This is a genomic window from Moraxella sp. RCAD0137, assembly GCF_002894025.1.
Taxonomy (GTDB): Bacteria; Pseudomonadota; Gammaproteobacteria; order Pseudomonadales; family Moraxellaceae; genus Moraxella; species Moraxella porci.
Genome location: NZ_LTCC01000004.1, coordinates 1 through 23,308 on the forward strand (window position 1 = coordinate 1; position 23,308 = coordinate 23,308).

The 23,308-nt window shown below is 48.5% G+C and carries 16 protein-coding genes; 6 read left to right on the forward strand and 10 right to left on the reverse strand.

Going from position 1 to position 23,308, the window contains the following annotated elements; translation table 11 throughout:
• On the forward strand, positions 1 to 78 hold a 78-nt coding region (locus tag AZ602_RS04450; RefSeq protein ID WP_146025225.1), incomplete at its 5' end, for an IS3 family transposase.
• A gap of 398 nt (positions 79 to 476) precedes the next feature.
• Here the strand turns inward: AZ602_RS04450 and AZ602_RS04455 are convergent.
• The 5 genes from AZ602_RS04455 to cgtA all read right to left on the reverse strand — a co-directional run bounded on the left by AZ602_RS04455 (position 477) and on the right by cgtA (position 6,883).
• Entirely contained in the window at positions 477 to 1,784 is a 1,308-nt protein-coding gene (locus AZ602_RS04455) for a S1C family serine protease (RefSeq protein WP_103033886.1), read from the reverse strand.
• Between the two features lie 241 nt (positions 1,785 to 2,025).
• Positions 2,026 to 3,099 carry an N-acetyl-gamma-glutamyl-phosphate reductase gene (gene argC, locus AZ602_RS04460; RefSeq protein WP_103033887.1) on the reverse strand — a complete coding sequence of 358 codons (1,074 nt, stop codon included), beginning with the start codon at positions 3,097 to 3,099 and terminating at the stop codon, positions 2,026 to 2,028.
• Between the two features lie 286 nt (positions 3,100 to 3,385).
• A complete protein-coding gene (gene hemE / locus AZ602_RS04465; RefSeq protein WP_103033888.1) occupies positions 3,386 to 4,456 on the reverse strand; it encodes a uroporphyrinogen decarboxylase in 1,071 nt (356 codons plus the stop codon).
• Between the two features lie 72 nt (positions 4,457 to 4,528).
• Positions 4,529 to 5,659, reverse strand: a complete 1,131-nt coding sequence (gene proB, locus AZ602_RS04470) for a glutamate 5-kinase (protein ID WP_103034014.1) — start codon at positions 5,657 to 5,659, stop codon at positions 4,529 to 4,531.
• Positions 5,660 to 5,668: 9 nt separating this feature from the next.
• Complete coding sequence (gene cgtA / locus AZ602_RS04475; protein WP_103033889.1) at positions 5,669 to 6,883, reverse strand: Obg family GTPase CgtA; 1,215 nt, start codon at positions 6,881 to 6,883, stop codon at positions 5,669 to 5,671.
• A 313-nt stretch (positions 6,884 to 7,196) separates the two neighbouring features.
• On the opposite strand from cgtA, the gene AZ602_RS04480 reads away from it, so the two are divergent.
• Entirely contained in the window at positions 7,197 to 8,273 is a 1,077-nt protein-coding gene (locus AZ602_RS04480; protein ID WP_103033890.1) for an alpha/beta hydrolase, read from the forward strand.
• 90 nt (positions 8,274 to 8,363) lie between these two features.
• Here AZ602_RS04480 and AZ602_RS04485 read toward each other — a convergent pair whose 3' ends face one another.
• Entirely contained in the window at positions 8,364 to 8,816 is a 453-nt protein-coding gene (locus AZ602_RS04485; RefSeq protein WP_103033891.1) for a hypothetical protein, read from the reverse strand.
• Positions 8,817 to 8,950: 134 nt separating this feature from the next.
• Here AZ602_RS04485 and AZ602_RS04490 point away from each other — a divergent pair, with 134 nt between their 5' ends.
• Positions 8,951 to 9,337 (forward strand): hypothetical protein, encoded by a 387-nt coding sequence (locus tag AZ602_RS04490; protein WP_103033892.1) that lies wholly within the window; start codon positions 8,951 to 8,953, stop codon positions 9,335 to 9,337.
• Positions 9,338 to 9,417: 80 nt separating this feature from the next.
• Here the strand turns inward: AZ602_RS04490 and AZ602_RS04495 are convergent, their stop codons facing one another.
• Positions 9,418 to 10,770: a glyceraldehyde-3-phosphate dehydrogenase gene (locus tag AZ602_RS04495; RefSeq protein WP_103034015.1), complete on the reverse strand. Its 1,353-nt coding sequence runs from the start codon at positions 10,768 to 10,770 to the stop codon at positions 9,418 to 9,420.
• A 217-nt stretch (positions 10,771 to 10,987) separates the two neighbouring features.
• Positions 10,988 to 12,025 (reverse strand): NUDIX domain-containing protein, encoded by a 1,038-nt coding sequence (locus AZ602_RS04500; RefSeq protein WP_158245116.1) that lies wholly within the window; start codon positions 12,023 to 12,025, stop codon positions 10,988 to 10,990.
• A gap of 286 nt (positions 12,026 to 12,311) precedes the next feature.
• Between AZ602_RS04500 and hemP the strand changes: the two genes are divergently transcribed.
• The gene (gene hemP / locus AZ602_RS04505) at positions 12,312 to 12,473 is read left to right on the forward strand and encodes a hemin uptake protein HemP (RefSeq protein WP_227525178.1); all 162 of its coding nucleotides are present in this window, start codon (positions 12,312 to 12,314) and stop codon (positions 12,471 to 12,473) included.
• Positions 12,474 to 12,614: 141 nt separating this feature from the next.
• Here hemP and AZ602_RS04510 read toward each other — a convergent pair whose 3' ends face one another.
• Together AZ602_RS04510 and AZ602_RS04515 are read right to left on the reverse strand one after the other, a co-directional pair.
• The gene (locus tag AZ602_RS04510) at positions 12,615 to 17,660 is read right to left on the reverse strand and encodes a translocation/assembly module TamB domain-containing protein (protein WP_103033895.1); all 5,046 of its coding nucleotides are present in this window, start codon (positions 17,658 to 17,660) and stop codon (positions 12,615 to 12,617) included.
• Between the two features lie 214 nt (positions 17,661 to 17,874).
• On the reverse strand, positions 17,875 to 20,679 hold the full coding sequence (locus AZ602_RS04515; RefSeq protein ID WP_103033896.1) for an autotransporter assembly complex family protein: 2,805 nt from the start codon (positions 20,677 to 20,679) through the stop codon (positions 17,875 to 17,877).
• 108 nt (positions 20,680 to 20,787) lie between these two features.
• Here AZ602_RS04515 and AZ602_RS04520 point away from each other — a divergent pair, with 108 nt between their 5' ends.
• Positions 20,788 to 22,113, forward strand: coding sequence for an MFS transporter (locus tag AZ602_RS04520; protein WP_103034016.1), 1,326 nt, complete (start codon positions 20,788 to 20,790; stop codon positions 22,111 to 22,113).
• A gap of 184 nt (positions 22,114 to 22,297) precedes the next feature.
• Complete coding sequence (locus AZ602_RS04525) at positions 22,298 to 23,173, forward strand: M48 family metallopeptidase (protein WP_103033897.1); 876 nt, start codon at positions 22,298 to 22,300, stop codon at positions 23,171 to 23,173.
• The last annotated feature ends 135 nt before the right edge of the window (positions 23,174 to 23,308 follow it).

The window sequence follows — 23,308 nt, forward strand, 5'->3', positions numbered from 1 at the left end:
AATCATGATAGAATAAAAGTAAAATTAAAAGGACTGAGTCCTGTACAATACAGAACTCAGTCCTTTATTAAACCTTAACCGTTAATCTTAAACTGGTGTCTAAGAATTGGGGGTCGGTTCAGCCTTGGGGTGTTTTTATCAGTGATTACTGGGTAAAAAAATTAAGCCATCTCAATGCTTTATAGCCCAGCCAGTGTACATCACCCTCTCACTGTTCAAATATTCAATGGTATAAGCTGACACGACCATCAACCATACAACCAATAATCACCATCACCCTTGATGACACATCTGACAGGGTTAAGCTTGATGACAGATGGGTGGTTTTAATTATTTGAATGATAAAATAAATTAGATTGTTAAACAATACATCATAAAAAATCAAGCCATCGTCTGATGACTTGATGATCGATTCTCATAACCGAAGCTGTATGGAGTCACCAGATGGCAGCTTACGATTGATCCAAGCTTATCGCCTAGCGCTGATCTTGGCGCAGCTGCTGCAACTGACGCATCAGCTCTTGGATTTGTTCAGCTTGCGAAGGTGCTGATGGCGCAGATGGATTGGCAGGGGTGCGCTGAGACTGTGTCAATTCATCAAAATTTGGTCGTTCAGCCAGCACCACTTGCAGCGTCATCGGTGTCTGATTGCGCAGTACCTCCATCGACAGCTGACTGCCAGGCGCCTTACGCGCGACGATGCCGATTAGCGCATTGGCATCTTTAATCTGTATGCCATCAATGCTGCTGATGACATCACCGACTTGCACGCCTGCTGCCGCAGCTGGGCTATTTTCCCAGACATGTGCCACTGTCACCGCATTGTCTTCTACACGCGTCGGATCGTTCATCGTCCGCGCCATCTCGATACCCATCCACCCACGGCTGACCTTGCCTGTGGTGATCAAACCCGTCATCACTTGCTGCACGATCTGGGTCGGAATGGCAAAGCCAATACCCATCGAGCCACCAGAGCGTGAGTATATCGCCGTGTTAATCCCGATCAAGGCACCATTGGCATCCACCAGCGCACCGCCTGAATTACCAGGATTGATCGCAGCATCCGTCTGAATAAAATCCTCAAAGCTACTGACACCAATGCCAGCGCGCCCTGTCGCTGAAATGATGCCCTGAGTGACCGTCTGACCGACCCCAAAAGGATTGCCGATCGCCAACGCCACATCACCGACACGGATCGGATCGGCGCGAAATGCCATTGGCACCAGATTATCCAGCTGCACCTTGATCACCGCCAGATCGCTGTCTGCATCGCTGCCGACGACAGTGGCAGTGGCTTTTCTGCCATCATTGAATGCCACGACGATCTCATCGGCTGATTCGATGACATGAGCATTGGTAATGATATAGCCTTCATCAGACACCACTACGCCCGAGCCAAGGCTGCTGCCTTGGGGTGAGCCGCCATAATAACGCTCCAAAAAGCGCTGCATCACAGGGTCATTGGAATACACCTCTGCGCTGGTGGTCTGCGTGGTATAAATATTCACCACCGACTGCGCCGCACGATTCACTGCATCGTGATAAGAAGCGATCGGTGCTGGGGTGTCTGGATTGGTTTTGGTGGTATTATCCAAAGTCGGCTGCCATGCTTGTGGCTCGCTCGGTGCTGCGATGGCAGGCGCTGGTGTTTCACTGCTTTTGGTGACGACACCTGGATTCATCAGCAGATAGCCGATAATGACAGCAAAAACTGCCAACAATAGCCATGATAATATTAGCAGCACGCTGATGCCAGATTGGCGATGAAAGTGATTTGGTTGCATAGATTTTCCTAAATGCGCGAATGACACGCAGCCAGATGACGATAAAATCGGTTGTGCAAATTTTAGCACATGAATATTGCCAATATTTTTGTCTGTTGTTGGCAAATGCTAATAATTTTTGCAGCAAGGTTGATGGCTTTTGATGGCGGCATTTGATCTTATATCACATCAGTTGGGCTAAAATTCAGCGCCATCAGATGACATAATTTGCTGCGTTCGACCAAAGTCGCCATCATAGTCATCAAGGCGTAATCGGCACCAAAGTCAAACCGATGGTCTCATCAAAGCCAAACATCACATTCATATTCTGCACCGCTTGGCCTGCCGCGCCTTTGACCAGATTATCCTGCACCACCAGTACAGTCAGCATATCTGCCTGCTGATGGATGGCGATGCGCAGCTTATTCGACGCTTTCACCGAACGGGTATCTGGCAGCACACCTTTTGGTAAGACATCAATGAAATATTCATCTGCATAAACCGACTCGAACGCCGCCTGCCAATCCACCTGCTCACCTGCATGCGACAATGGCACATGAATGGTGCTAAACATCCCACGGATCATCGGCACCAGATGTGGCACAAAGCGAATCCGATGGTCAAAATCTGCCCCCAATACCGCCTGCACGCCCTGCGCAATCTCTGGGCTGTGTCGATGACCAACAACGCCATAAGCACTGAAATTATCAGCGGTCTCGGCGTAGCTGATGGCAAGCTTACCTTGGCGCCCAGCGCCCGAGATGCCTGATTTGGCATCGATGATGATGCGACCATCGACCAATGCTTGCTGCTGCATATTTTCGGTATCGATAATCGGTTTTAGCCCCAAAATCGCTGTCGTCGGATAACAGCCAGGATTGGCGATGACCTTGGCTGTAGCCACTTTGGCACGCGTCACCTCAGTTAAGCCATACACGCTGTCTTTTAGAATATCTGGGCAAGTGTGCGCCATGCCATACCATTGTTCAAACTCATCCAGCGACTGCAAACGAAAATCCGCGCCCAGATCGATGACTTTTACGCCCTGCTCCACCAGTGCAGGAGTATGCGCCATCGCCACGCCATGCGGTGTGGCAAAAAACACCACATCACAATCGCGAGCCATCATCGCCATCGTCTCATCAGTCATATCACAAAATGCAAGATCACACACGCCGCGCAGGCTTGGGAAAATCTCGCTGACGCTTTTGCCCGCCTCGCTGCGAGAAGTCAAATACTTCACAATAACCAAGGGATGGCGGCTTAAGATGCGCAGCAGCTCAACTCCTGTATAACCTGTACCGCCGATGATGCCGACTGAAATTTGATTTGCCATGAGAGTATCCTTTTATGACTATTAAATTTATATCAATGATCAGATGAAATTGTCTGAATAATCCAACAGATGCATCATCCAAAAATCTGCCGTCATTTTACCATCATTCATGCACGCATCCTAGCCCAGCGACGCGATTTTTAGTACAAAGAAGCTTGCTTTACTCTTATCATTGATCATCAATGAAAAAAGCCAAGCCGATATCCTGATCAATAAATCAATGCGTATCTGTAGCAGTGATTATAGATCAAAAAAAGACTTGGCACACACCAAGTCTTTTACCAAGTTAAATCTGATAGTCATGCACCGCATCGATAAAGGCTTTGGCATGATCAGGATTTGACCACTGGGTAATGCCATGCCCGAAGTTCGCCACATAGCCTGTCTTATCCAGCACATAAGCATCATCCAGCATACGCTTGACTTCAGCTCGGATGGCATCAGGTGTGCCATAGATGGTCGCAGGGTCTAGGTTGCCTTGTAGGGCTTTTTTGGCGTTCAGCGCTGATAGCGTATGGCGTGCCTTATCCAGTGGCATCGTCCAGTCCAGTCCCAATGCATCGGCTTGGCTATCAGCTTGGATATCCAGCCACAGCCCACCGCCTTTGGTGAATAGCACCACAGGCACTTCAGGATGGATGGCTTTTAGACGCTTGACGATATCTTTGTTGTAGCGATGGCTAAATTCGGCAAATTGGCGATGACCAAGTGCTCCACCCCAGCTATCAAAAATCTGCACAATCTGCGCCCCTGCATGGATTTGGGCATCCAGATAATCCACCACCGCATCAGCGATCTTGGCTAGCAGTGCGTGCAACAGCTCAGGTGTGGCATACATCATCTGCTTGGTATGGCGAAACTCACGGCTAGAACCACCCTCGACCATATAAGTCGCCAATGTCCACGGACTGCCCGAGAAACCAAATAGCGGCACTTGACCGTTCAACGCTGTGCGAATGCTTGTCACTGCCTTCATCACATAATCCAGCGATGAATTCATATCAATCTTTGGCAAGGCGGTGATATCCGCTTCGGTGCGGACGGTCTTTTTCAGTTTAGGGCCTTCACCTTCGGCAAAATACAGACCCAAATCAAAGGCATCAGGAATCGTCAAAATATCACTGAACAAAATCGCCGCATCCAACTCAAAACGACGCAGCGGCTGCAAAGTCACTTCGGTTGCCTTATCAGTATCTTTACATAGACTCAAAAAATCCCCAGCCTGTGCGCGGACTTCTTTGTACTCTGGCAAATAACGCCCTGCTTGACGCATCATCCACACAGGTGTCGTATCCACAGGTTCAAAGCGGATGGCACGCAGTAGGCGGTCATTTTTTAGTGGAGCAAATTCGGTCATAGCTTATCCTAAATTAGCAAATCATTGGTGATCATTAGCAAGTGTTAATTTTAAAATTTTGCAAGTCAATCGTTATAAAATCGCCATCTCATCTCGATGCACCATCACGGATTTTTCATCGATATGCGGTAAAATAGCCTTGATTTGGGCGGAGTTTTTTTGGATGATTAATTTGGCATCCTCTGATGAAAAGCCGACTTGACCGACAGCAATGCGAGTTTTGGCGGTATCGACGATCTGCACCACACTACCTGCATCAAAATCACCCTGCACCTCGATCACACCAATCGGCAACAGGCTCTTGTGATTGGTCGTGATGGCGGTTTTTGCCCCATCATCGATAATCAGCGTGCCTGCCATGCGGATATGTGCAGCCAGCCATTGTTTTTTGGCAATCAGCTTATCCGTGCTATCGGTCGTCAGTAGTGTGCCGATACGCTCACCACGAGCCAAGCGGATAATCACATCATCCACCTTGCCACTGGCAATCACGGTTTGGCATTGACTCATCGCAGCTAGACGTGCGGCACGGATTTTGGTCAGCATACCGCCACTACCCCATTTGCCGCCATCACCTGCGACATCGAACAAATAATCTGCCATCGCGCGCTCTTGCTCGATCAGCTTGGCATCAGGATTGGTGCGGGGATTGTCAGTAAATACGCCATCTTGGTCAGTCAAAATGATATACAAATCGGCATGGATCATCGCCGCTGCCATCGCCCCAAGACTGTCATTGTCCCCAAACTTAATCTCATCATAGCTGATGGTGTCGTTTTCGTTAATCACTGGCACGACACGCCACTCCATCAGCTGAGCGATGGTCTGTGAGATATTCAGATAACGAGAACGATGGGATAAATCATCATGGGTCAGCAGTACTTGTGACGACTGCACGCCTTTTTGGATCAGTGCTTGCCACCAAGTCTCAATCAGCCCCATCTGCCCGATGGATGCACACGCCTGCAAGGCTTCTAGCTTTTTGGGCCGCTCAGGCAGATTCATTCGCACCACCCCTTCAGCCACCGCGCCACTTGAGACCAGCAGCACTTCATGACCGCTGTTTTGTAGCTCGGCGATTTGTCTTGCCCATTCATAAATCGCCGTGCGATCCAGCCCCCGACCGTTGTTGGTCAGAAGTGATGAGCCGATTTTTACGACGATGCGTTTGGTGTTCATGTGCTTATCCATCATGCCATCCATCAAGCCCAATCAGTACGGTGCGTACTCGACTTTGACATCATAATCATCTTCATTAAAATCATCATCGTCATCATCACTGATGCCTTCACGCTGTGCTTTACGCATCGCACGATAGGCTTCTTTTTGGATTTCGGTGTTGTGACGCACTTCTTCTTCGAGACGACGGAAGCGTTCGGCCTGTTCTTCGGCAAAGATTGGGTCTTCGATTTCACGCTCACGCTCTTCTTCGATGGCGTTCATCAAATGAAACTTCACTGCATCCACACCATCCCCAGTCAGGGTTGATGTGCGAAACACCATACCCGTCCAGCCTAGACGAGCGACAATATCTGTACAGACGGCATTTTGTTCTTCTTCAGGGATTTGGTCAATTTTATTCAATACCAAAATCTGCGGTAGCTGTGACAGTTCATGCGAGAATTTCTCAAGTTCATTTAGAATAATCTCAGCGTTCGCTACAGGATCTGAGCCATCGATCGGCTGTACATCGACGATGTGGAGCAGGCGACGAGTACGCGCCACATGCTTAAGAAAACGAATACCAAGCCCTGCACCATCGGACGCACCTTCAATCAGACCTGGAATATCCGCCATCACAAAGGACTGGTGCGTGCCGACATCGACCACGCCAAGATTTGGCACAAGCGTGGTAAATGGATAATCTGCCACTTTTGGGCGAGCTGCCGATACTTGACGGATAAAGGTTGATTTGCCAGCATTTGGCAGGCCAATCAAGCCGACATCAGCGACAACTTTTAGCTCAAGCTTGATGTTTTTGGCTTGACCTGGGAAACCTGGTGTGGCTTTACGCGGTGCTTGGTTGGTACTGGATTTAAAGCGGGTATTACCAAATCCGCCATCACCCCCTTTGGCGATGAGAATTTTTTGGCCTTTTTCGGTCAAATCACCAATCACCAAATCCAAATCGGTATCAATAATCGTCGTACCAATCGGCACCGCCAAATAAATATCATCCGCGCCCTTGCCCGAGCAGTTTTTGCTACCGCCATTTTCGCCACGGCGAGCTTCGAATTTACGGGTATAACGATAATCCACCAAAGTATTGGTATTATCATCAGCGATAGCATAGACATCACCGCCTTTACCACCATCACCGCCATCTGGCCCACCTTTTGGGACAAATTTCTCACGGCGAAAACTCACAATCCCATTACCGCCATCACCTGCTTTGACGCTGATCACAGCTTCATCAATAAAACGCATATCTTTTCCAACTGACTAAATTCTGACTAAATTAAAAAAAATCATTCGCCCATGCGACCACCCACCGCACAAAATTTGGGCATAGTAATGTATTTTAGCACAGTTTGGCAGGTTTTGGGGGATTATTAAGTTGGCAGCCGCATGCTTGCTGTTTCACCATCAGATGCCAAAGCCATCCGCGCTGTGATTTGGCAAGTAGCATGGCTGTCGTTTCCCTAACACAGCACTTTCAGCCCGATAATTTTTGTGCTAACATGACTGATGCCAAACAACAGTACAAGCACAGGATAAGGCTAACTTATGGAGATCAAGGATGAAACAGACGCTCAAAAACAACACTCAAAAGCTCGCGCTACCCATTCAGCGGCTATTGGTCAAAAAACTGGTCAAACTGCCGCCTGCGATGATGACAAAAATCGTCGGCAAACCCCTCATCATCAATGATCAAACCTTAAATCTGCCACTGCAAATGCTCTTAAAACTGTTCTCACCACCGCCAAATCATCTGGCCAGTGTCGATGAGACGCGAGCGGAGTTTGATGAGCAAGGTGCTTGGCTGTCGCAGCCATCAAGCCGTGATGTCGCCATCAAAGACATCCGCATCGATGCCGATGATCGTGAGCAGATCACCCTTCGCATCTACAAACCCCTAAAAAAGCGGCTTTTGAGCAAAAAAGTGGATAAAAACCTGCCGTGCCTTGTGTTCTATCACGGTGGTGGTTATGTTGCAGGCTCGCTAAAATCGCACGATACAGTCTGTCAGCACTTGGCACTGCAGGCTGATTGCGCCATCATCGCTGTCGATTATCGACTGGCGCCTGAGCATCCTTTTCCCACGCCTGTCAATGATGGCTTGGCAGCGTTTCGCTATGTGGCTCATCACACCAAAGAACTTGGCATCGATCAAAAGCGAATCGGTGTCGGTGGCGATAGTGCTGGTGGTAATTTGGCAGCTGTCGTCGCCCAGCAAACCAAAAATGATACCATCAAACCCATCGTACAGATGCTGTGGGTGCCGTGGGTGGATATGAGCCGTGAACGGGCATCGTATGAGCTGTTCGCCACAGGATTATTCTTGGAGCGTGCCAAGATGCGCTGGTACACCGAGCAGTATCTACAAGATAGTCAGCACAAAACCAATCCTTTGGCATCGCCGATTTTTGGGGACACCACAGGCGTCTGCCCTGCTTATGTCTGGGTAGCAGGCTTTGATCCCTTGCGTGATGAAGGCGTGGATTATGCCAATAAGCTTACCGCCGATGGCGTACCCACTACCTTAAAAGTCTATCAGACGCTGCCTCATCCATTTATCAATATCGCAGGGCAAATCGATGATGCCAAAGCCGCCTTTGATGATGCAGTGCAAGCTTTGCGACAAGCATTTACTTAACTAATGGCTCTTTATCGATGATGTAGGCATTAGACAAAGCAAAACCACCAAATTGGGGTATTTGGTGGTTTTGCATTTCTTTTGCCTATATTATTGTTTTGGCTTGCAATCTGTAAGATTTGGTGCGCCAATCACTTCGCCATCACCCTTGCAAATCAAAGTAACATTTTGTCCTTTGTTTAATGTTGTTGCATATTCATTGAATGCATCATCACCTTTCGCCATCACGCTTAAAAATTGATTAACGCCATTCAACTTTACAATAGCCTGATCGCCAATACCGCTATCAATACCATCTACCTTACCAGTAATTTCTAGTGTTTTACCTTTGTATTGTTTATCCGCTGCAACTTCATTGCTCTCATATGCTTTCGCCAATTCTTTTGAGCTTACAACAATGACTTCTTCTGGCACTTCTTCCGCCTTAGTTTCGGCTGTTGTACTTGTAGAATTTGAAGAACTTGACTCACCACCTGACATGGCAATGACTAGTACAAACAATGCAATGATTATGACCAAGCCATACATAAGAAATTTTTTCACTGTTTACTCCTTGCAATTAGCGTTGAAATTTTGAATGCTAAATTTTGAATGCTACAATATTCTTACAATTATTATATTATTTGTTGATAAATTTATCAATAAAAACTTGTATTCATTTATGCTAATTTGAGCAAATGATAAATACTTCGCAAAATAGTAGGCAAGCATTTAGTGAACGACTTCGCCAAAGCCTGTCCAATCGCTCAATACCCATTAGCCCAACCGCTCTTGCCAAAGGATTTAACACCCAATTTGACGGCAAAGCGATTACAGTGCAGACCGCCAGCAATTGGCTGTATGCTATTTCTTTTCCAAGTCAAGACAAATTAGAAGTGCTTGCTGATTGGCTTAGCGTGGATATTCATTGGTTAAGATTTGGTGATGATAATTACACCGCCCAAATCAAGCAATTTAGTGATGAGCAGATTGAGTTATTGCATGAATTTTCTTTATTGTCACCCGACAACCAATCCTTATTTTTAAATCTCATTAAAGCGCTGAATAAGAAGCAACTCTTGTGAATCAACGGTTCTGTAAATCAAACAAAAACCACCAAACAGCTTTAGCCATTTGGTGGTTTTGTTAATCAGCAATAAAGCGATTAGTAACGCACGCCTGCCATCTCTTCAGCGACACGGATAACTTGGGTGCTATAGCCCATTTCGTTATCGTACCAGATGTACATGGTTGCACGGTTGCCATTGGCGATGGTCGCTTTGGCATCAAAAATCGCCACTTTTTCAGAACCGACAAAGTCCGTTGAGACTGCTTCTGGTGAATCTGAGTAGTTAATTTGCTCTTGCCATTGTTCGCTTTGGGCGACAGCTTTGATAAAGGCATTGAGATCATCAGCGGTGCCGACTTCTTTTTCGAAGTTCAGGTTCAAGATTGCCAATGAGACATTTGGTGTCGGTACACGGATGGCATTGCCTGATAGCTTGCCTTTTAGCTCTGGAATGGCTTTTGAGACAGCAGATGCCGCGCCTGTAGAAGTCATCACCATGTTCAGCGGTGCAGCACGGCCACGGCGGTCAGCTTTGTGGTGGTTGTCCACTAGGTTTTGGTCATTAGTGAAAGCGTGAACCGTTTCCATATGACCATTGACCACACCAAAGGCATCGTGTAGTACTTTTAGTGTTGGGGTGATGGCGTTGGTGGTGCAGCTGGCTGCTGAGACGATTTTGTCATCGCCGATGGTGTCATGGTTCACACCATAGACCACATTTTTGATGTCGCCTTTGGCAGGTGCGGTTAGCAGTACTTTTGCTACGCCTTTTGAGGCTAGGTGCTTGCCTAGACCTGCTTCATCTTTCCATTTACCTGTATTGTCGATGACCAGTGCGTTATCGATGCCATAAGCGGTGTAGTCGATTTCGCTTGGGTCAGCTGCATAGATGACTTGGATAAAGCGGCCATTGGCGATGATGCCGTTATTGGCTTCATCGATGCTTACGCTACCATCAAACCAACCATGTACTGAGTCACGCTCTAGTAAGCTTGCACGCTTGGCAAGGTCGCCTTCACCCGCTGGACGCACGACGATGGCTTTTAGCTGTAGGCCTGCTGATGATGCAGGACGGCTCATCAATAGGCGTGCTAGGATACGACCGATACGGCCAAAGCCATACAGTACGACATCTGTCGCCGCTGCTGTGCCTTGAGCGAAGTCTGCTGCTGATTTGCCTGCTTTGATGGCTTGACCTAGGTCAATACGAGCAGTCGCCGTACCCTGTGCAACCAAGCTTTCTGCCAGTGCCAATGATGCAGCCACATCCACACCGTGCTGATCATGCAGTGCCAACACCTTGGCAACAGACAATGCCACACGCTCACCAAAGAACGATACGGTTACATCTTTTGCTGCCAACAAGCTTAGCGCTGCAATAAGCTTGGCTGCGGTTGCTTCTTGGGCTTGGCGAGTTGCCAAATGAGATTGGTACAGATTAGCAGACATAGAGCCACCTTTTTCATGATAAATCAGTTTGGATGAACCGATGATGCGATTTGGCACACCTTCGGCATAAAAAAATTGCTTAATCGACAAGATTGTAAAACAAAATGACCGCCGACGCAATTTAAATTAATTTATAAAATGGCAATATTTATATAATTTATGTAAATATGAATCAATCTGTATGAATTATGTGCAATTTGCTGTCAATACAGGCAAATCACAGCATACCGCGAATGCCACTGATTGCCACCGCCCCATAAGCTTTTGCCGTCACTACATCAGATGGATTTATCCCACCAAGCGCAATCGCAGGCATCGACAGCTGCCCTGCCAACTCGCTAAAGCGCTGCCAGCCCAGTACTGGTGCCGTTGGATGGCTTTGGGTGGGCAGTACAGGCGAGACCATCGCAGCGATGATACGGACATGGCGAGCGAGCAAGTTTGCCATCATCACTTCATTAGCATCATGCACACCGACCATGATGGGCAAATCTGATGGCAAATCCGCTGAAATATCCATGCCTTGTGTAATGCGATGAGTTATATTTGCCAATGTCTGTGCGGATAATTTGACCATCACATCGCCGTCCCATTCATCACGGTACGCACAATACACATCATCTTTGATCATCAGGCGAATATCAGGGCGATGCGTGCGGATGGCTTGATATAGCTGCCTGGTCGTCATCACATCTGTCTGTGGACGCAGATAGAAGTATGCATGACTTGGTAGATTATCTATATAATACCGCTCAAAATCATCTTGGGTGCCAAAGTGCGTCAAGCCGTGCGAAATAATCAGCGTATCACAAAGGCCAAGCCAATCCAAAATCCGCAGATTGGCAGCAGGCAGACGCTCACCACTGGCAAGCAGCTCATCCAAACTTAGCCAATGCAGCGCTTGGCTCTCACAGCCATGTGTGCGATGGCGAAACTCTTGGTACTCACTTTCATTAAGATGTGCTTGATAAATATGCAGCTCAACTGACTTATCCGTATAGTCATGAGCAATCACGCCAAAACGAACCAACTGGTCGGTTTTTAACTGTAGCCCAATCTCTTCACCCACTTCTCGAATCAGTGCAGATTCAGCCGATTCGCCCTGCTCTATCTTGCCACCGACAAATTCTAGCTTGCCGCCTTGATGTTGATGCTGATGACGCATGGCCAGCAAAAATTCATCATGATAGCGAATCACCGCCACTGCGACACGGATGATGGGATGAGTTTGGGGGTTGTTAACGTAAGTATTCATCATGATAATTATAATAAATTCAATGGGTTGGAAACTTTTTTGATAAATTTTGCCAATTTTTATGATTTGCATTTGCAATTTATCAAAAATCTGCTATCATAAAAACAAATGATAATTATTATTGTTTAAAAACAAATAGCATTTGATATCTGGTTTCATAAACTTGCTATTTTTGGCATAATAATCATCATTGATGCGTCTTGACGCAAATTATGTTCATCAGTATTAGCTTACGGCTTGGGATAACCACCCATCACCCGTCAATAAAAGGAAACTCGCCATGACTATGACCATCGCTCGCTACTTCAGCAACCGTGAAAACACTCGCCTACCGACACTGTATTCACAAAATCTATTTGCCATGACCAAGGAAGTCCGTATCGAGCATCAAGGTGAAGAATATCGCCTGCGTCTAACTCGCAATAACCGCTTGATTTTGACCAAATAATTACTCAACTTACTGCTTGTTATAAGCAGCCTTCTTTCTCCAACCCAAAAAGCACTGTCAGCCGATGGTGCTTTTTGGGTTTTGGCTGTTGATGGCATAAGTTCGCGCGTTGATTGGCTTATGATACCTCATCGAAAATCATTAAAATTTCCAACGATAAATCACATCTACCATGTTCTCAGTGGCACTGGTCGCCTCGATATAGACACGGCGAGTCAGCTGATAGCGCATCGATAGGCTGGATTCGGCATTGAACACGCCCACGCCATAACGGATGTACAGATCCGGTGTGATATAGCCAGTGACATTGACATTGGTATCATCTGAATTGCCCGAAGCATCAATGGTGAGACTTTGTAAGCCGAGCACTTGACCGATTTGATTGGTGATCTCGCGCGTGCCTGACAAGCCAAGGCTAAGGCCTGCTGCCACCAAGTGATTGGTCACTTGTGAGCGGAAACCTTGCTCAGTGATGCCTGTGTCGCTGGCTTCACTGATGCGCCCTGTGATCAGCGCATTCATCGCCTGCTGCTCGCCCAAGCCAGCATCATTAAATACCGTGATGTCAGGATCTGCCGCCGTACCACGGATGCGCACACCGACCGTTTGGCCTTCGATTTGTTTTTCGCCCTCGATCGATAGGCGCGGATTGGTCAGATCACCATTAAAGCGAATCTGAGCATAATTCAAATCAAGATTTTGGCCGATGACATCGATCTTGGTGCGTTCAGAGACCTGCACCACACCGAGCGCCTGCATCACGCCTTGACCTGACTGTGTCAGATGCAGCGCTCCCGCCAGTGGCACGCGCGCGCCAAAGCCACGAAATTCAATATTTCTGCCCAGATCCACGCCAATGTTGGCATTGATGCTCCAAGGTTCTACCTGCGCTAAGATCTGATCGATATTACCCGTAATACGACGATCCAGCACCGTCACATCAGGTGACTCAGCTACGATGTCCGCTGTCGCCTCAGGTGGTCGGATGGTCGCTGTTGGCACACTGACCACGCCTTGAATATTGACATATTTTTGGGTGGGTCGGACGGTAATTTGTAGATCTGGGCTGATTTGCGCTGTCACCAATGGCGGCTGGTTGACGGCCAAATTTTCACCCGATACCGTCAAGCGTGCCTGTAATTCATTCGCCCAATCCATACTCCCCATCAGCAGACCCTCACCTGTGCCAGCCTTAAAGCTGCCATCCAAAGTGGCATTGGTGCCACGGATATTCATCTGCGCGGTGATGTCTGATAATGGCAGAGGCACACCAACGACAGCAAGCGCGCCATCAGTCAGATCGGCATTGCCATAGAATAATGGCTTTGATAAAGTGCCGCCCAAGCCACCTGCCAGATTCACACGCCCTGTCAGCGTTTGGATATTCGGGAAAAACGGTCTGATGACTGCCAAATTCAGATCATTCATCACCAAAGCGCCTGAGATGGGCTTATTTTGACCATATGGATCGATGATGACATCGGCATAACCACGCCCTGCCGAACCCAAGACATCTGTGCGAATCTTTAAGCCCTCATCGACGCTCTTAGCGATCACTGAGGCGCGTTGATACGGCATCTCGACATAGCCCGTGTCATCTTGGGTAAGCCCGATGCTGCCATCATCTGAGTACAGTACCGCATCGACAGTCGGCTTAGCGCCTTGACGCCATGTTGCCAGCACGCGGCCGTTAAGCATTGATTGCCATTGGATGTCACTTGGCAATGCCGCTGAGAACACCTGCGTATCGAGATTTTGGATAACCAAATTCACATGGCCTGAGGTCGGCGTGTAGCTGAGCGGATCTTTTAGGCACAGCACGCCAACGCCATCATTTTGGATATGTGCTGTCTGCCAACAGTGTGCTGCCACTTGAATGCTACCATCATTTAGCCCATAGCTAAATTCACTCGGCTGACGCTGCGCCATCTCGCCATAGCGACTTTGGATAAAGCTGTCGGACAATACGCCAGTGTAGCGCATCGTATTGCGATCCAGCGATCCTACCACATGTGCCGCCGCTTCGATATCGCCACTTTTGGTGGCTACAGTCAGCGTGTGTGCGCTTTCTGTACCACTAAAATCAACGCGTGCAGACTTAATCACCTTGCCCATGGCGATGATGTCATTGCCTTGGATTAGCAGCTGACTGTCGCTATTACCCAGATTGACGATTTTGCCAAGCACTTGGGCATTTTGGATCACCAAATTTGGCATACGAAGCGCATTGACTGATGCATCGACATACAAGGTCGGCAAGGCGTTATCGTCATTGATCAAGATCACGCCGCCTTGGATCATGCCTGCTGCTTTTGGCACAATCTGCCCCAGATCGCTGACATTGATGCTGGTGGTCAGCTGTGACTGATCACCATTCATCGCCAATAGATTGTCACCGATCTGGATATTAAGATCATTGGCATCAAGCACATGGATAATGTTTTGGGCTTGGCGCGCATTGGCATCAATACGGCCACGCAGATCCAAGAGCTCATCGGTGGTGGTGGGTCGTCGGCTGCTGCGTCTGATCTGATCGATATAAGCACCCAAATCCTTAGGTAACGACAGCTTGGCATACAGGTTGCCACTGGCTTTAAGTGGCTGATTGTTATATATCCCAGTCACATCCAGATCGCGGATGTTAAGCTCTTGAATATCATCTTGCCAACTGCCTGTAATGCCGATGCGCCCATTTAGATGCGTATTGAGGCTGCGCACAAAAGCCCCGAGATTCAGAGCATTCATCTGCGCATCCAACTGCCACGCCACACCGCGGCTGATATCCACCCAACCTGAGGCATCCAGACCGCCAGCGCCGCCTTGATGTGTTAAGCGATGGATCACATAGCGCGAACCAGAGCCTGCCAAGTCAATCGACACATTGCCATCAGGCAGGCGATCATTACGGATGCCGCCATCGAATTTCAGCGCAAGCTCACTGATATTACCAGCGGTGTATTTGCCTTGGCTTGCCACATCGCCTGTGATGACGGCGATGAGATTGTTATTATTCACAAACTTTGCGGTATTCACCTCATCGAGGCGACCTGTGACATCCCAGCCGATGCCGTCATTGAGCTTAAGTTTGCCTGCCAGCGATACCTTGCCCGACTCACTGATCAAGCTTGCTCGATTGATGTTCAGCGCATTTAGATCCCCTGACACATCGATGCCGATGGTCGATTGGCGCAGCTGTGGCAATAGGCTTTGATCGACATCGCCATCAAATTTGGCGGTCAAATGCTCGATCTCACCATCTCTTAGACGCACCACCCCAGCACCGCGGCCGATCAGATGCACCTTAGCGCCATCAAGCATGCGCGCATCCAAATCACTGTCTATGATCTCAACATCATGCACGCTTGCGCCCTGATCATCACGCATCCGACCTGTGGCGACGATACGACCTGTGATGGTCTCAAATGGCGTCTTGTTGGGTGTATCAAAATAAGCATTGGCACGCAGTGGGTCGGCACGCAGATCCATCTGCCACCGCAAGGGCTGTGTCAAGGTCGCAAAATCCAACCGCCCCGTGCCTGTCAGCTGCCCGATCACCCCTTGATAATAAAAGTCAGTCAAATGCAGCCGCTCGCCCTTTTCGATGTTCGCCTCGATGGCATAGCGTCCACTGGGTGCAGCATTAAGCCGTATGATGTCAGCATCGGCGGTGATGAAAGTGCGCCCCTCTTCTAGGCGAATATTAGCGCTGCCTTGGCGGCTGTTAATCTCGCCGATCTGAGGGATGCCATGACGGATGAGATTTGCCCAAGTGGCATCAATTCGCCACGGTGCATCATCGATCTGTTGGTTCTGGGTGAGTGTGGCTTGGATGCGCTCGCCGTCTTTTTGATTCAGATCAAATTCAAAGCGCGTATCGCCATTGCTACGATCAAGTAATGCATAACGCACACCCAATGATCCTGTGAGCGTCTGCGGCAAATAAGCCTGATAATCGCGATACTCAACAGGCATCACCTCGCGAATCTTAAAGCCATCGCCTGAGATGGTCGCATCCAGCTCAAATTCATCTGACCAGCGCATATCGCCCGTCGCGATCAGCGTACCGCTTGGTGTGTTGGCTTTTAAATATGGAATCTGCATGCCGCCATCATTGATGATGCCGCGGCCTTGATAATGACCGCTCGGGATGTCTTTGGCGCTAAGATCGGTATTAATACGCAGCTCAATGTTCGAGACCACGCCATCAGCGGTAATGCTGCCATTGCTCAAAACGATACGCTGCTCTTCGGCATAAGGCAGTAACACCTCATCAAAATCCAGCCGCGCACTAAACGGTGAGTTTTTATCCAAACCTTGGGCGATAAAGCTGCCTGTGACATCATGCTGATTATAGCGACTGCTCACTGTGCCGACGGTACGCTTGAGACTGCCACCTGCTTTTACTGCCAAAGTATCAAAATACACGCCGTCAAGCGCCGATACATGCACATCAGCATCCAGCTTAAGCGGGTAGTGATCAGACAGTGTGATGGTGCCAGTGGCTCGGCTGACATCGACGACGTCACCGTAACTAAGCGCGCTGTCTTTGATCTCGACTTCAGAACCTGACCATTTGGCATATGGCATGTGGATGCTGTGCAACACCACAGGCTCGCTACCTGCTTGATCATAGATGATCTCATTGGCGCGTGCATTTTGTAGCTCTAAAGTCACAGGCAGGCTGATGGTGGCATAATCAAACGGCTCGCCTGTAGAGGGTTTTTTGTTGGTGATTTTGACTTTATCGATATCAGGATTGACCAGATGCACTTGGCGCGCGAATAATGCTCGCCAACCAAGCTGCACATAGGCGCGGTTGACAGTGATGGTGATGTCCTCGCCTTGTGCGATTTTGACATCAGAGACCCAAACGCCGCGGCGGATTGAGCCTTCGGTATATTTTAGCTCAGTGCCAGTCTCCAGCGCGATTTTTTCGATTAAAAATTTTGAGCCTGTCTCACTGTTTGTGACAGCGAACAGTGCCACCAGCAGCAAAACAGTCGCAACGATGGCTGTGATCAGCAGACGAATCAGATAGATCATCCAGCGCGGTCGCTTCGGCGTTGGGTTGGTGGGCTGATTGGGTGGCTTGACAGGCGATTGATTAGGCGCAAAAGACCCAGTCGCATCCTCGGCACGCTTCGATGCTGTCGATGGGTGTGGCTGTGAATTATCCTGATGGGTCATAGATCGCCTGTTGTCATCGTTTTTTTAAATATGCCATTTAATCACAAATGGGAAAAATTATCAATTAATTTGCGGTCAATTTTCGCCAAATTTTGGCTTATCTTAACTGATAACTCTTTTTATCAATTTTGATTCATCATTGAATATATCATCCAATCACTGCTGATGCCGTGCCTTAAGATGTAGATAAGATACGCAGGCTTTTGTCATACCTTTAAAATGGCGTTCCAATAAAAAAGTGCAGCTTGATGGGATTGTCAGGCTCGTTCACCCCCGTTGCCACATCGACTCGCACCTGCCCGACAGGTGATGCCCAGCGCACACCGACGCCAGCACCGATTTTGGTTTCGTTGGTGAAATTTTTGTCATAAGCATTCCCGACATCACCAAACACCGCCAAGCGCAGCCCGTTCATAAATTCATAATTATACTCAGCGCTGCTTAAAGCCAACACCTGACCGCCAGTCAAATACCCTTTATCCGACACTGGAGATAAGCTGTTATAATTATAGCCACGGATACTCTGATCGCCCCCAGCAAAGAAGCGCAGACGATACGGCACATTCTCAAAATTATCCGACCAAATGTAGCCGCCTTGCAGACTGCCAATCAGCTGATGCGCGCGATCTTTGCCATAAGCATTATCACCAAAGCTGTACACGCCGCTCACGCCAGCACGCGCGATGATCATATTGGCATCTGAAATCACGCTGTCAGTCCCCGCCTCGATCGAGTACTGCTGACGATAGCCGCGCATCGGATTGACCTGATTGTCACTGACGGTCTTATGCAGCGCAAAACCTGCCAAAAGCGCCTCTTGGCTGGGTTTGCCATCCATGAAGTTCACTGGCAAATCCTGCCAAGTCTCTGGGGCTGCTTGGGTTTCTAGTTCATCAAGTCGATAGCGCAGTGAATAAGTACGATTCCAGCCATTATCGACGACGATGTTGCGGCTTAGGCTTTGTTCAAGTGTGCGCGTCGTCAAATCAAAGCCATTGGTGGATTGGGCGATCACCTCTTCTTCATAGCCAAGACTTGCACGCAGTTTGTCGTTTAAAGGGTGGCTCAGCGGGCGTGTGGCATACAGCTTAGCGCCTTTTTGATTCTGGGCAGCGCGCAGCTCGATCCCTGCTTGATAGCCATCGCGATTCACCAGATTATGCTCAAATTTGGCAATGGCACGCGCACCCGTATCCGATCCCCAGCCCACACCGATCTGACCATCACGCGGCTTATCACTGGCAACGAAAATGTACAATGGGACTTTTTTGGTCTGATACACTTCATTGGGTGTTTTGCGACCCGCCAGCTCAGGGCGCTCCACGCCCTCTGGCATATTAAAAGGATCGGCTTCTGATTCATCTGGCAGGATCGCCCGTGCGACGCTTGAGATGGCATCACTGATGCGGCCTAAGATAGAGCGGTTTTGTTCGCTGCTGTTATCGATCGCCAAGACGCGATCATCTGGCATGTCGTACAGTCGGCGCGCTTTGGCAGCGACCAGATCCAGCTTGTCTTGGATAAGGCTGGATGCGCTAAACTCGATCGGCGCCACATCGACCATCGTGCCATCATCAAGTGTCAGCGTCTCAATCACAGGCTCAAGCGATGCTTCATTCATCGGCGCTGTGCTGCCTGATGACTGCTCAAAGCTGACTTGAGCATTGTCAAGCTGACCGCGTTCAGGAAAGACCGCTTCGGTATTGACCATATTAAAGTAGCCTGTGGCAAGCAGATCATTGGATAGTGCGCGCACCGATTGGCGATTGTAGGCATCACCCATCTTAAAGCTGAGCAGCTGTTCAAGCAGCTTGGGTTTGACAGGCAGTTTATCTGGATCTGTGGTGAGCTGGCCTGTGTCATGATCGATGGTAAAAAACACTACCTCATCAAAATCATACTGCTCACCTGTATCATAAATCAAGCTGACATCGGCGATATTATCAGGCAAAATCACATCGGCTGAATGATCCAACCAGCGACCATCCAAATAGCCTTGTTCTAAGCTGACATCTTCGATGAGATATTTACTGCTCTCATAGTTGCCATGATGAAATACATCCCCTGGCTGCAATGCCACTGATGACACCGCGTTTTGAAAGGCAGCATCACCACTGCCTACACCACGCACCTCGACAGCCTGCTGCTCGACTTTGACTGGCTGACCCAGATCGTGAATGATCACATCCACCTCGCCGACACTGGTGCGCACGATGGCAAGATCCACCTCATAATAGCCCACAGCGCGCGCGGCTGTCAGCGCTGTTTGCTTAAGTCGCGCCACCGAAGTGGACAAATCCATCACCGACTCTTGGGTGACATCTTCGATCGCTGCTTTGATGTTGGCATAAGGTTCGATTTTTTGGGTGGCGGATTTTATTTTGGCAGGCTCACCGCCCTCTACCGCTTGATAAAAATTGGCTTTTAGGCGCGGGACTTTACTGACGCCATCGTTAAACAGCCGATCATACAGTCGCTGAATCACGCCTGGAGACTCAGGCTCGATGCTTGGGGCGATCGCCACTTCGGTGGGCGCTGTCGATCCTTGATAATCAGGAATATGCTCGCGCGGATCGATGCCTGTGGCGCTCGGGTTTTGGGTGGTTGGGGTTTGGGTAGTCGGGGTTTGGGCAAGCAGCTCATCGGTCGCCACAGGCATGCTGTCTTTTAGCTGCGTCAAGTCAAGGCCAATGGGCAGTGCTGGCTCGTTGATGCGCGCGATCGGCATCTGCTCGGTGGGCATGGCGATGTTTGAGCTGACAGGCAGTGCTTGGTTTTTGGCGGCATTCAATCTATCTTGGATTTGTTCAGGCGTTAGTAATGTAGGCGTGGTCGGTTTTTGGCCAAGTGCAGTACCATTGGCGGGCGCATCGATATTTTGGGGAATTTGCGCCACTGGTGCGACAGATGCCATCGTCACTGCATCTTGAGCCATCGCCTGAGTGGCCATCAGCGGCAAATAAAATACCAACGACACAGGGACAAATATCCGATTTGTCATCAAAACCGACTTTGGCATACAAAAAACCCAAGATAAAAACTAAAATTCCTGTTATTATAGCAGAGTTTATGAGTGATGAAAGACCAATTTGCACTCACCGCCCCTTGTTTAGATGCAGTTTTTATTATGGCAAGCCAGCTTAACTTATTTCGCCGATCCGCATTTTCCTCCATGTTTTTTACCCAATTTTTTGGGGCGTTTAATGACAATGTCTTTAAACAAGCATTGATCTTGGTGCTGACCTATTCAGCCGCCGTCAAGCTGGGTATGGAAGTCAGCTTATTAAATAATCTGGCAGCGATGCTGTTTATTTTGCCGTATTTTTTATTTTCGGCGTTGGCAGGACAGATCGCCGATAAATACGAAAAATCTTTACTTACTCGACGCATCAAGCTGCTTGAGATCATCATCATGGCGGTGGCAGCCATCGGCTTTATCTTTGAGATTTACAGCTTATTATTCATCTGCTTATTTATGATGGGCGCGCAGTCAACTTTTTTTGGCCCCATCAAATACGCCTATCTGCCTGAGGCCATGCACCGCGATGAATTGGTGGCAGCCAATGGCTTATTTCAGACCAGTACCAGTCTTGCCATCTTGACAGGTATGATGCTAGCTGGTGTACTCACCCAGCTGTATTTGTCCGAATATTGGCTGGCTGCGGTGACGATTTTTGTGGCGATTTTGGGCTATTTGGCAGCGCGCCAAATCCCAAAAACCACCGTGCGCGCCGCCGATCTTGACATCGATTGGAATATCGTGCGTACCAGCTATGGCATCATCAAATATCTGTACAGCTTGCCTTTGTTATTTTTCATCATTTTGGCCAACAGCTGGTTTTGGTTTTATGGCGCGACTTTTTTGACGCAGACCCCTGAGGTTAGCAAGGTTTTGCTGCATGGTGATGAATCGGTGGTGATTTTTTTATTGACCTTATTTTCGGTGGGCATCGCCATCGGTTCACTGCTGTGTAAAACGCTCACCAAAAACCAAGTCAGCTTTAGGCTGCTGCCTTTTGGCTTGGCAGGCTTGACGCTCTTTGCCGCTTTGTTGTATTTTTCATTAAATCAACTGTCGCTGCCAGCGCCAGTTGAGCCTTATGGCATCTTTGAGCTGATCACACATCGTGATACTTGGCCTGTGTTTGCTGAGCTGTTTTTATTGGGTTTTAGCGGTGGCGTGTATATCGTACCGCTTTATACCGCGATGCAAGCCTATGCGCCGATCGCGCATCGCTCGCGCATTGTCGGTGCCAATAACATTTTTAATGCGCTATTTATGGTGGTCTCAGCGATTTTTGCCATCGTGGTCTTGGCAATGATGACTCTGCCTGAGCTATTTGCCATCACAGCCGCGGTCAATGTCGTGGTGGGTGCGTTTTTGTATATTAAACTTACAAAATACGATCGCAGCTTACCCATCAATACCGATGACACACCGATGTTATCATAAGTTGCAATCAGCAACACTGGCGCAATATTTTATGCAAATTTTTGTAAATCTTTACCCTGTAGCAGTATGAAATCTGCTATGATTTGATAAATTTATCAAGCCATCGCCCAAGCTTTTAGCAGTGCATTAGGCGCACAACAGCGATGCTTGATTTTATTGGTTTAATTAAAAAACGGATGGTTTTATGAAAACAGTATCACTTGTCGCAATCGTTGGCGCTTTGATGAGCAGCGCTGCCATCGCAAACACAGCCACTTTGCCGACCGCATCGATCAGCACTGCCTCAAGTGCAGCCACTCAAGCAGTCCTTCAAGCGCCTGCCATGCGCGGTGAAATCACTGAGGTCATCATTCCTCAGCCAGGCATCGCAAATCTACTGCAGACCTCAGTGCAAGGCTTACCGACCCCAAACATTTCAGTCACTGAGATTAAGAACATCAGCACTGTGACCATCCCTGCCAATACTTCAGGCACCAAGGTGCTTGATGTGACTTTGATTGATGAATTCATCAATGATGTCTCGCCAAATGTACGCAACTACCCGCCCAATTTCCCAAGTCGTACGGCTGAGTACATCACCACCGAAAACATCAAACACCTATCAGACTGGATCGAGCCGCATGCCGCTGCGCCAGATGCCTCATTTGATGTGGTGCTGCGCGCCGCCAAATTAAACGGCATGGCTCGCAACCTAAATCTGGGCACTACCTACACCCTGCGCGCTGGCACGCACATGCAAAAAGCACTACAGCTGCGCGCTGATGACATGGAAGCTAATTATCTGTTTGGGATGATGCTGTCTGAAACGGGTGCCTTTAAAGAGGGTCGTAAGTATCTGGACAAAGCCATCAGCGTAGGCAGTATCGATGCTGAGCAAAGCATCGCCCAAGCTGATTTGCTGGGTGATAATCGCAGTGCAGCCCTAAAGCGCCTGCGTGATTTGGCAGCTAAGCATCCTGACAATGCCCAGTTGACCGAACAGATTAACATCGTCGAAAATGGCGGCTATTATATTTGGAATCTAAAAGCCGATGACATTGATGTGAAACCCATCAAATAATGAACCAACCCAAAGCATCCGCGCATCTTGATTGTGCGGATGCTTTTTATTATGATAAACAAATTGATCAAAGACCGATTTTGTCAAATCTCATTCATAGCCATCGAGTCTGATTGGGCTATGAAAGCATACAAA